This window comes from Streptomyces poriferorum (assembly GCF_019399235.1).
Taxonomy (GTDB): domain Bacteria; phylum Actinomycetota; class Actinomycetes; order Streptomycetales; family Streptomycetaceae; genus Streptomyces; species Streptomyces poriferorum.
This window is the reverse complement of the sequence record NZ_JAELVH010000239.1, coordinates 1-10,048: the sequence shown is the minus strand read 5'-3', so window position 1 is coordinate 10,048 and position 10,048 is coordinate 1. Positions and strand designations below refer to the sequence as shown.

Below are 10,048 nucleotides of genomic sequence, written 5' to 3'. Positions count from 1 at the left end.
CGGGTGCTCCGGGGGTGCCGGGCCAACTCAACCCCGTCCGGCGTTTGAGGACAGCGCCGGACGGGCCGGTCCGGCTACAGCGCCAGTGACAGAAGCACCGGCGCCGCACGCCGGTTCAGCGCATCCGCCGCCGCGCGCAGGCGGTGCGTGTCCTCGACCGGCAGGGACAGGGCCAGGCATCCCGCCGACGCCCCGGCCGTCAGCGGCACCGCGGCGCACACCGTGCCCACCGCGTACTCCTGGAGGTCGAGCACGGGCACCGTCGCCGGCTGGCTGTCCAGCTTGGAGAAGAGGACCCGCTCGCTCGTGATCGTCCGCGAGGTCAGCCGGGCGATCTTGTGCCGCGAGAGGTGGTCGCGCCGCCCGTTCTGGTCGAGCTGGGTCAGCAGGCACTTGCCGATCGCCGAGGCGTGCGCCGCCGAGCGGAAGTCCACCCACTCGTTGACCGCGGGCGTCCGCGGGCCGTCGGCGTACTGGGTGACGCGGATCTCGCCGTCCACGTACCGGCTGATGTAGACCGCCGCGCCCACCGAGTCCCGCAGCTGGACCAGCGTCTGCTGGAGCTTGGCCTCCAGGGCCTGCCGGCGGGCCGCGCCCGAGCCGAGGAGCAGCAGCGAGGAGCCGGTGACGTACGCGCCGTCGGTGATCTGCTCGACGTACCCCTCGCGGCGCAGCGTCAGCAGCAGGGAGGCGAGATGCCCGACGGGCAGTCCCGTCTCCCGGGCGATCTGGGTGTCCGTCACACCGCTACCGTGCTTGGAGACCGTTTCGAGAACACGCAGGGCGTACTGCACCGAATGGAACGGCGCGGTCGGTTCGGGCTTCAACGCCACGGTTTCCCCCTACCAGGTTGTGACCGCAAGCTCTGCCACCACGATAGCGGCCAAGAGGCCGAAAATGGGCGGCTGTTGACTACTGACTGGTGCGCCCCGGCTTCGTCAGCAGGGGCGCACCCGTCTGGCATATGCCAGAGTCAAAGACGATCGACGGATGCCGAGGTCACAGCACCGCGTTGAGGAATTCGCGCGTACGTTCATGTTCGGGGTCGGAGAAGATTTTTTCCGGCGATCCCGACTCCACGACCCGTCCCGCGTCGAACATCAGTACCTTCTCCGACACGTCCCGGGCGAAATTCATCTCGTGGGTCACACACAGCATGGTGATGTCGGTGTTCCTGGCGATGTCGCCCAGCAGTTCCAGCACCCCCGCCACCAGCTCCGGGTCCAGCGCGGACGTCACCTCGTCCAGGAGCAGGATCTCCGGCTCCATCGCCAGCGCCCGGGCGATGGCGACCCGCTGCTGCTGGCCTCCGGAGAGCTGGGACGGATGCGCGTCGACCTTCGCGGACAGCCCGACGAGGTCGAGCAGCTCCCGGGCCCGGGTCTCCGCCTTGTCGCGGTCCATGCCGAGGACGTTGACCGGAGCCTCGGTGATGTTCTGGAGCACCTTCATGTTCGGGAAGAGGTTGAACTGCTGGAAGACCATCCCGATCTTCTTCCGCGCCTCGCGCAGGTGCTTCTCGGAGGCCGGCTTCAGCGAGCCGTCGGCCGCCTGCATGTGGGTCAGCGGATCGCCGTTGATCCGGATCACGCCGTCGCTGACCTTCTCCAGCGTCATGAGCAGCCGCAGGATCGTGGTCTTGCCCGAGCCGCTGGGCCCGATCAGGGTGACGTGCTCGCCGCGCTCGACCGTGAAGTCCAGCTGGTCGAGGACGACATGGTCGCCGTACCGCTTGACGACCTTGTCGAAGCGGACCAGCGGGTGCCCGGAGTCCCGGGGGGCGGGGACCGCGACGGCGTCCTCGGGGGCCGTGGCCGCGGTCTTCTGCAGGGGGAGAGGTTCAGTGGCCAAGGCGCTTCTCCAGCTTCCTCATCAGGAGTGACGTGGGGTAGCTCGCGACCAGGAACACCAGTCCGGCAAGTGTGAACACCTCGGTGTACGCGAAGTGGTCACCCCCGTACTTACGGGCTTCGAAGACCATCTCCTGCACCGTGATCACGGCGAGGAACGGGGTCTCCTTGAACATCGAGATCGCGTAGTTCCCGAGTGCGGGCAGCACGTTGCGCACCGCCTGCGGCAGGATCACGGCCTGCCAGGTCCGCCGGGGGGTCATCGACAGCGCCCGGCAGGCCTCCCACTGGCCCTTCGGCACACCGTCGATCCCGGCGCGGTACACCTCCGAGGTGTAGGTGGCGTAGTGGATGCCCAGCACCACGATGCCGATGGTCAGGGGCTCCACCGAGGTGAACAGCGCGGCCGCGCCGACCAGCTGGACCAGCAGCGGGGTGGAGCGGATGAACTCCATCACCACCTTCACCGGCACGGTCACGAACCGGCTCGGGGCCCGTCCGGCCACCGCGATCGCCAGCCCCAGCACCGCGGCGACGAGCGTCCCCAGCACCGTGGCCAGCAGGGTGACCTTGAATCCCTGAAGGATCAGCGGCAGCGCGTCGCCGGCCGCGTTCCAGTCGAATCCCTCGTTCACCGGGTACCTCCCGCGGCCGGGGCCGTCACCGCGCTGCGGGACTTCAGCAGGCTTCCCCCGCCGGTCGCCAGGCCGAGCCGGCGTTTGGCGGAGCGCTCCAGCAGGTTCATCAGCAGGGTCAGCGCGTACGCCAGCACGAAGTAGCAGACCAGCAGGGTCACATAAGCGGTGAGGGTCTCACCCGTGCGGCTGCGCAGCTTCTCGATCACGGTCATCAGGTCGGCCGCCGAGATCAGCCACAGCAGCGGTGTGCACTTCAGCAACTGGATGAAGAGGTTGGTGAAGGACGGGATCATCTGCACCCACGCCTGCGGCAGGATCACCTTGCGCATCCGGTGCAGCGGCGTCATGTTCAGCGCGACCGCCGCTTCGTACTGGGCCCGCGGTACGGAGTTGATGGCACCGCGCACCACCTCGGCGCCGTAGGCCCCGTAGTTGAGGCCGAAGGCGACGACGCCGCAGAGCAGCGGGGTCAGTTCGTACCCCGTCAGCGGCGGCATCGCGTAGTAGAGCCAGAACAGCTGGACGTACAGCGAGGTGCCGCGGAAGAACTCCACGACCACGCGCGAGACGCCGCGTGCCACCAGCAGCCGGCTGATCGACATCAGGCCGAGGACGAACGACAGCAGCAGCGCCACCAGCGCGCCCAGGACGGTGGCCTCCAGGGTCACCCACAGGCCCGAGCGCAGCTGGGGCAGATCGTCGGCGAAGGCCGAGAAGAAATCACTCATGCGGTGGGTTCCGTCCCTGTCAGCCCTTGCACAGATCGGCCGTCTTCAGCGTGGTGGGCGGGAGCTCGGTGGCCCCGAAGCCGTAGTCCCGCAGCAGCTCCACATAGCGCGACCTGTCGGAGACGATCTTCTTCAGCTCGCGGTTGAACGCGTCCCGCAGCTCCTCGTTGCCCTTGCGGAAGACGGCGCCGCCCGGGCTGTACTGCTTCACGCCGTCGAGCTCCGGCAGGAAGGCCTCGGTGACCTCGGTCTCCGGGTTGGTCTTCGCCAGCCAGCGCAGCGAGATGCCGGTCAGCAGGAACGCGTCGACCCGGCCGCCCTTGACGGCGTCCGCGCCGTCCTGCGGCTTCTGCAGTGACTTGATCTTGTCCTTGGCTATTCCGGCACCCTCGGCGTACGAGCCCTCGACGGCGCCCGCCATCACTCCGACGGTGATCCCCGCGGCCTTCGCCGAGGCGAGGTCGGTGATCTTCTTCGGGTTGCCCTTCTTCACCATCAGCGCGGTCGGCGAGATGAACTCGGGCTCCGAGAAGAGGGCGTTGGCGCAGCGCTCGGGCGTGATCGCCATACCGGCACTGACCACGTCGTACTTGCCGGCCTGGAGGCCCGGGATCAGCCCGTCCCACTCGGAGAGCGTGGGGCGCAGCTCGTCCACACCGAGCGCCTTGAAGATCTCCCGGTGCAGGGTGGGCGCCTCGCCCTTGAGCTGCTTGCCCTCCATGTAGCCGTACGGGGCCTCGTCGGCATACGCGACCCGGACGAAGCCCTGCTTGCGGAGCTTGTCGAGCGCCCCTTCGCCGTCCGCCGAGTCGGCGCCGGTCTTGCTGCACGCGGTGAGCAGGCCGGGGACGACGAGCAGACCGCCCACGGCCGCCGATCGGTTGAGAAAGCCCCGGCGGGACAGGTTCGGGAAGTCAGCCATGGTTCGCGATCTCCTGGAGGGTCGAACAGTCCGGACAGGGTTGGCGCCTGCCCGATCCCGTACGTCTATGCAGGAGGAAGCCGCATGTAACCGAACGGTGGCCGGAGGGTGACCTTCCCGTGTCCGAACATGGGCGGAGTGCGACGGATCGTGCGCGGTGTGTATTTCCTTGCAGCGTAAGGTGAATGACGGTGTGTTATGCGGAGATGTCCGTCATGGGGTGGCGAAGTGGGGTGCGGACGGCCCGGGTTGGGATCAGCCTTCCGTGTCCGGACTCGGGATGTGGCCGAGCCGCTTGTCCACCACGTTCGGCAACGGCTCCCCGGCCTCCCAGCGTTCGTACATCGCGACGAACTGCTCGCCCAGCCGGTCCCGCCACCCCACCGCGTCGCCGCTCATGTGCGGCGACACGATCAGGCCGGGCACGTCCCACAACGGGCTGTCCGGGCCGAGCGGCTCCCGCTCGAACACGTCGAGCGCCGCCCCCGCGATCCACCGGCTGCGCAGCGCGCCGACGAGATCGTCCTGGACCACCATCGGACCGCGCCCCACGTTGATGAACACGGCAGATGGCTGCATCAGCCCGAAGAACCTGCTGTCGAACATCCCGTACGTCCGCGGGGTCAGCGGCGCCGCGCAGATCACCCAGTCCGCCCGGGCGGTCAGCCGGTCCAGATCGCCGGCCCCGTGGATCGTGCGCCGGGCCGTGCGGCCCACCAGCGCCACCTCGACGCCGAGCGCCATCAGCAGCCGGGTGATCTCCCGCCCGACCGGACCGGCACCGACGACCACCGCACGCGACCCCGCGACCCGGACCGTCTCGCGGTGGCGCCACCGGCGTCGCCGCTGGAGGTCGAGGGTGCCGGGGAGGTCCTTGGCGAACGCCAGCACGAGGCCCGCCACGTACTCGGACATCGGCTGCTCGAAGACGCCCCGCGCGTTGGTCACCACCGTGTCGCTCTCCGCCAGCTCCGGGCAGAGCAGCCGGTCCACTCCCGCGCTCGCGGTGTGCACCCAGGCCGGGCGCGGGCCGCCGCCCGGCCAGGCGGACCGGACGGCGTCCGAGGTGAAGTCCCAGACCAGGAGCACGTCGGCGTGGGGCAGCACCCCGGCCAGGCCCGCGGCGTCGGTGTGCCGGACCTGCACCCGCCCGGTCAGGGCGCCGAGACGGGGCGGCGGATCGGCGTCCAGGACGAGCAGGACGGGCTCCGGCATGGGGGCGGTTCCTCCGCGTCGGCTGGGATCGGCTGAGGCTGCGGAGGCACCACGCTCGCAGTCGCACCCCACCCCGTCAACAGGCCGGAGCGGTGACGGGGCGGATGGGGGAATACTGGGATGAGAAGCGGTAAAGAGCGCAGTACCAGCAGTGCAGGCAGTAACAGGAAGGGTGGACATGACGACCGTCGGATTCCTCTACCCGGGCCACTTCGCGGAGGACGACTACCCGCGCATGGAGATCCTGCTCGACAGCACCATCAGGCTCGTCGTGCGCCACACCGAGAGCCCCGACGACGCCTATCGCGAGGACGCCCTGCGCGAGCTCGGCGCCCCCGGCCGGCTCGCCGCCGGTGTCGAGGAACTCCAGCGCTCGGGAGTCCAGTCCGTCGTCTGGGCGTGCGACGGCGGAAGCTTCCTGTACGGGCCACAGGGCGCCCATGACCAGGTCATGGCCGTGGCGCGGGCGGCGGGCGTGCCGGCCTCCAGTACGTCCATCGGCTTCGTCCACGCCGTACGGAAACTGGGCGCCAACCGGGTCGCGGTCGCCGCGACCTACCCCGAGGCCATCGCCGCGGAGTTCACCGCGTTCCTGCGGGCCGCGGGCATGGACGTGGTTGCCACCCATGCGGCGGGCGCCACCGGCGCCACCGAGGCCGCGGGCTGGGGGCTCGACCGGCTGAAGGAGCTGGCCGCCGCGGCCGACCGCCCCGAGGCCGACGCCGTACTGCTGCCGGACACGGCCCTGCACACGGTCAGCCACCTCCCCGCCCTGGAGGAGTTCCTCGGCAAGCCCGTCCTCACCGCGAACCAGGTGGCCGCCCGCGAGGCCCTGCGACTGGCCGACCGCCCCGCCTGGTCGCCCCGGCTCGGCACCCTCTTCGAAGCCCGCGAATCGCCGCCCGCCCCGGTGGAGTGGGGGAGCGGACGGTCCTACGCCCACGGCAAGCGGTCCTGAACCGGACTTCGCCGCCCGGCGAGGGGAATAAGCGGAGTCCACCTCCTGTTGCACTGCTCCGGACCAGACGCACCACCGGAGAGGCCAGGACGTGGACGAGATTCGAGGCGACGAGATCCGTGGCAAGGCGGAGGGGACGGCACCCGTGCCCCTCTCGGTGCTTGACCTCGTCACCGTGGGACAGGGCCGCACCGCGACCCAGGCCCTGCGGACCGGTGTCGAGATCGCCCAGCTCGCCGAACGCCGCGGCTTCCACCGCTACTGGGTCGCCGAGCACCACTCGATGCCCGGCGTCGCCTCGTCCTCGCCGGCCGTGATCCTGGCCCACACCGCCGCCCACACCGAACGCATCCGGCTCGGCTCCGGCGGTGTCATGCTGCCCAACCACGCCCCGCTCGTCATCGCCGAGCAGTTCGGCACCCTGGAGGCCATGGCCCCCGGCCGCGTCGACCTCGGTCTCGGCCGCGCCCCCGGCACGGACGGCGCCACCGCCGCCGCCCTGCGCCGCACCGAGCGGCTGAACGAGGGTGCCGACGACTTCCCGCAGCAGCTCATGGAGCTCACCCGCTTCCTGGACGACGACTTCCCCGACGGCCACCCCTACGCCCGCATCCACGCGGTCCCCGGCCCCGTCCAGGCCACCTCCGAGGGCGGTGTCCAGTCGCCGGGCCGCCCGCCGCTGTGGCTGCTCGGCTCCTCCGGCTTCAGCGCCCGGCTGGCCGGCATGCTCGGCCTGCCCTTCGCCTTCGCCCACCACTTCTCGGCCCAGAACACCATTCCGGCCCTGGAGCTGTACCGCGAGTCCTTCAAGCCGTCCGCCGTGCTGGACGCCCCGTACGCCCTGATCGGCGTCGCCGCCCTGGCCGCCGACGACGAGCGGGAGGCCCGCCGCCAGGTGCTGACCGGCGCGCTGTCGATGCTCCGCCTGCGCTCCGGCCGCCCCGGCCTGGTCCCGACACCCGAGGAGGCGGAGGCGTACGCCTTCACCCCGATGGAGCGGGAGTTCGTCGACAGCTGGCTCGTGAACATCGTCCACGGCACCGCGGACGAGGTCCGTACCGGCCTCGACGACCTGGCCAAGCGCACCGGCGCCGACGAACTGATGATCACCGCCAACGCCCACGGCGGCGAGGCCCGGCTGCGCAGCTACGGCCTCATCGCGGACGCGTACGGCCTGCCGGGGGCCTGAGGGGCTGTCGGTGCTCAGGCCTTCAGGGCCCGGGCGCCGAGCAGTTCCGCGATGCGTTCCGGGGCGACCGCGCGGGAGTAGAGCCAGCCCTGCCCGGTGTCGCAGCCGATCCGGCGCAGCCGCTCCGCCTGGCCGGCCGTCTCCACGCACTCCGCGGTGACGGTCAGGCCCAGGCGGTGGGCCAGCTGGACCATGGCCTCGACGATCGTCTCGTCGGCGGGGCTGGGATGCGTACCGTCCTCGTACCGGAAACCGCGCACGAAGGCTCCGTCCAGCTTCAGGACGGAGACCGGCAGGCGGCTCAGATAGGCGAGGTTGGAGTAGCCGGTCCCGAAGTCGTCGATGGCGATCCGGACGCCCATGTCGCTGAGCGACTGGAGGGCCTGCAGCGGCCGGCCGGCCGACCCCATCACTGCGGACTCCGTCAGCTCCAGTTGCAGCAGCGCCGGGTCCAGGCCGGTCTCCGCGAGGATCTCCGCGACATCGGTGACCAGGTCGGAATCCCAGACCTGGCGTACGGCGACGTTGACGCTGATGAACAGCGGCGGCTCGTCCGGGTGGTCCAGCTGCCACCGTCTGGCCTGCCGGCAGGCCGCCCGCAGCACCCAGCGGCCGAGCTGCACGATCGAGCCGTCCTCCTCGGCGATCGCGACGAACCGATTCGGCGAGAGCATGCCGAACTGCGGGTGGTTCCAGCGCACCAGCGCCTCCACCCCCCGTACGACCCCGTCGGCCATGCAGACCAGCGGCTGGTACTCGATGGTGAACTCGCCGCGCTCGACCGCCGGGCGGAGGTTGGACGACAGGGCCTGCCGGGTCATCCGGTGCGCGTTGCGTTCGGGGTCGAAGAGGGTCCAGCGGGCCTTGCCGTCCGCCTTCGCCCAGTAGAGCGTCGTGTCCGCCGCCTGCATCAGACCCGTGGCCGAGGTGCCCGCGACGGGCCGCTCCACCACGCCGATCGACGCCGACACCGAGAGCCGCTGACCTGCCAGGTCGAAGGGCTGCTGCAGCGCGGCGAGCACCGTGCGGGCGAGGTCGGTCAGCTGCTGCGTACCGGTGGACTCCTCGACCAGGATCGCGAACTCGTCCCCGCCCATGCGCGCCACCAGATGGGCGCCCGTGGGATGCGGGCCCTCCTGCTCGGCGCAGTCCGTGAGCCGGGCGGCGACGGCGGCCAGCAGCCGGTCGCCGACCCGGTGGCCCAGGGTGTCGTTGACGGCCTTGAAGCCGTCCAGGTCGAGGTAGACGAGCCCGATCCGGCCCCGCCCGGGCATGCTGTCGTCCTGGTACGGCGCCGTCTCCAGGACCGCCGAGAGCCGCTCGAAGAACAGCGTCCGGTTGGGCAGCCGGGTCACCGGGTCGTGCATCTGGAGGTGGCGCAGCCGCTTCTGGAGCTCGCGCCGGTCGCTGACGTCGGCGACGGACAGCAGCACCTGGCGGGGCGCGGCTCCGGCGCCCTGCTCGGGGGCCGCGGTCATCGGCACGACGGTGATCTCGGCCCACAGCGAGCGCCCGTCGGGGTGCTTGAGCCTGCTGGTGCAGCGGAAGCGGGAGCGCCGGCCGTGCAGCACCTCGCGGTACGCGTGCCAGGTGCGGCCGTCCGCGGCGAGATCGACCAGGTCGGATGCGGACTGGGCGGTCAGCGCCGCCGCTCCCACACCGGTCAGCGCGGCCAAGGCCTCGTTGGCTGTGACGATCAGGCCCTCGTGGTCGACGACGGCCATCGGCAGGGTGGCGGCCCTGAACGCGGCACGGTAGTCGTGCAGCTCGGACGGCGACCCGGCGGACGGCCACATGTCGTCACGCTCCGTGAGGGGTGACGGTGGGGAAGGGGCTGCTGTGCCTGCCGCGGGCCTGGGCCCTTCGGAGGTTCCGCTCACCGTTCGCTCCCGCCGTGCAGTTCTGTCCCGGACGCCTCTGGTCGGACTGGCCCGCCGCGTGGAGCGCCGTCGTCAGGGGCGGGAACCGCGCAGGATAGCGAGGTGAAGCATAGAGGCTGGCGCCTCGGCCGTTCCAGCGCCCCGACGGTTACGGACCCCGCGTCTGCCGTGCTTGAGCCATTCGCAGGGCGACCCGGTTTGCCCTCGCCTGATTGTTTCTGCGCGGTTCTGGTCTGTCCCGGCGCCTCGGTGATCGATTGTGACTGTCCGTGAAACATGTGCTCGGTTCGGCCGCTGACCCGACTGGTGCAGCCCAACAGGACGTACCTCATGAAACGCCACAAGGTGGTCAGGAGGGTCCTGGAGCCCGCACCCCGCACCGGAGGTAGATGTGCCGCGTCAGCAAGGGCCCGGAGGGGTGGAGAGACCCAGCCCCCGCGCGGTGGCGGCCGGACTGATCTCCCTCCTCGCACTCGCCGCCACCTCTCTGGTCGCAGGCCCCGCCGTGGCCGCTTCCGGAGAGGCGGCCCCCTGCGCGCTGCCCCGGACCGACGTCCACCACTCGCTCGGTGTGGACAGCTGGAACGGCGCCTATCCGCGCCCCGACCACACCCTCGACGCGGTCATGGTCTTCCTCTCCTTCCCCGACGCCCGGCCCGCCACCACCC

9 protein-coding genes and 1 pseudogene are annotated in these 10,048 nt (G+C 70.9%); 3 read left to right on the top strand and 7 right to left on the bottom strand.

What is annotated here, in order from left to right; genetic code table 11:
- Positions 1-74: 74 nt before the first annotated feature.
- The 6 genes from JGS39_RS30630 to JGS39_RS30605 form a co-directional block, all read right to left on the bottom strand.
- Positions 75-833 carry an IclR family transcriptional regulator gene (locus tag JGS39_RS30630; protein ID WP_219572957.1) on the bottom strand — a complete coding sequence of 253 codons (759 nt, stop codon included), beginning with the start codon at positions 831-833 and terminating at the stop codon, positions 75-77.
- Positions 834-999: 166 nt separating this feature from the next.
- Positions 1,000-1,851, bottom strand: a complete 852-nt coding sequence (gene ehuA / locus JGS39_RS30625) for an ectoine/hydroxyectoine ABC transporter ATP-binding protein EhuA (RefSeq protein ID WP_219572956.1) — start codon at positions 1,849-1,851, stop codon at positions 1,000-1,002.
- Positions 1,841-2,485 (bottom strand): ectoine/hydroxyectoine ABC transporter permease subunit EhuD, encoded by a 645-nt coding sequence (ehuD, locus tag JGS39_RS30620; RefSeq protein WP_148018841.1) that lies wholly within the window; start codon positions 2,483-2,485, stop codon positions 1,841-1,843. Before ehuD ends, ehuA begins: the two co-directional genes overlap by 11 nt.
- Positions 2,482-3,216: an ectoine/hydroxyectoine ABC transporter permease subunit EhuC gene (gene ehuC, locus JGS39_RS30615; RefSeq protein WP_219572955.1), complete on the bottom strand. Its 735-nt coding sequence runs from the start codon at positions 3,214-3,216 to the stop codon at positions 2,482-2,484. The genes ehuD and ehuC overlap by 4 nt, the downstream gene beginning before the upstream one ends.
- 19 nt (positions 3,217-3,235) lie before the next feature.
- Positions 3,236-4,138, bottom strand: coding sequence for an ectoine/hydroxyectoine ABC transporter substrate-binding protein EhuB (gene ehuB, locus JGS39_RS30610; protein WP_219572954.1), 903 nt, complete (start codon positions 4,136-4,138; stop codon positions 3,236-3,238).
- Positions 4,139-4,393: 255 nt separating this feature from the next.
- Positions 4,394-5,353 (bottom strand): D-2-hydroxyacid dehydrogenase, encoded by a 960-nt coding sequence (locus JGS39_RS30605; RefSeq protein ID WP_219572953.1) that lies wholly within the window; start codon positions 5,351-5,353, stop codon positions 4,394-4,396.
- A gap of 178 nt (positions 5,354-5,531) precedes the next feature.
- Here JGS39_RS30605 and JGS39_RS30600 point away from each other — a divergent pair, with 178 nt between their 5' ends.
- Together JGS39_RS30600 and JGS39_RS30595 are read left to right on the top strand one after the other, a co-directional pair.
- The gene (locus JGS39_RS30600) at positions 5,532-6,311 is read left to right on the top strand and encodes a maleate cis-trans isomerase family protein (protein WP_219572952.1); all 780 of its coding nucleotides are present in this window, start codon (positions 5,532-5,534) and stop codon (positions 6,309-6,311) included.
- A gap of 91 nt (positions 6,312-6,402) precedes the next feature.
- Positions 6,403-7,500, top strand: coding sequence for an LLM class flavin-dependent oxidoreductase (locus tag JGS39_RS30595; protein ID WP_148018836.1), 1,098 nt, complete (start codon positions 6,403-6,405; stop codon positions 7,498-7,500).
- Positions 7,501-7,514: 14 nt separating this feature from the next.
- On the opposite strand, the gene JGS39_RS30590 is transcribed toward JGS39_RS30595, so the two are convergent.
- Positions 7,515-9,380, bottom strand: coding sequence for a putative bifunctional diguanylate cyclase/phosphodiesterase (locus JGS39_RS30590; RefSeq protein ID WP_219572951.1), 1,866 nt, complete (start codon positions 9,378-9,380; stop codon positions 7,515-7,517).
- 418 nt (positions 9,381-9,798) lie between these two features.
- On the opposite strand from JGS39_RS30590, the pseudogene JGS39_RS30585 reads away from it, so the two are divergent.
- Positions 9,799-10,048: pseudogene (locus JGS39_RS30585) on the top strand (M6 family metalloprotease domain-containing protein); the annotation flags it as partial.

Excerpts from the sequence above, each read along its gene's own strand:
- JGS39_RS30600 (WP_219572952.1), top strand. The coding sequence starts at position 5,532 with ATGACGACCGTCGGATTCCTCTACCCGGGCCACTTCGCGGAGGACGAC.
- JGS39_RS30605 (WP_219572953.1), bottom strand. The coding sequence starts at position 5,353 with ATGCCGGAGCCCGTCCTGCTCGTCCTGGACGCCGATCCGCCGCCCCGT.
- ehuB (WP_219572954.1), bottom strand. The coding sequence starts at position 4,138 with ATGGCTGACTTCCCGAACCTGTCCCGCCGGGGCTTTCTCAACCGATCG.
- ehuC (WP_219572955.1), bottom strand. The coding sequence starts at position 3,216 with ATGAGTGATTTCTTCTCGGCCTTCGCCGACGATCTGCCCCAGCTGCGC.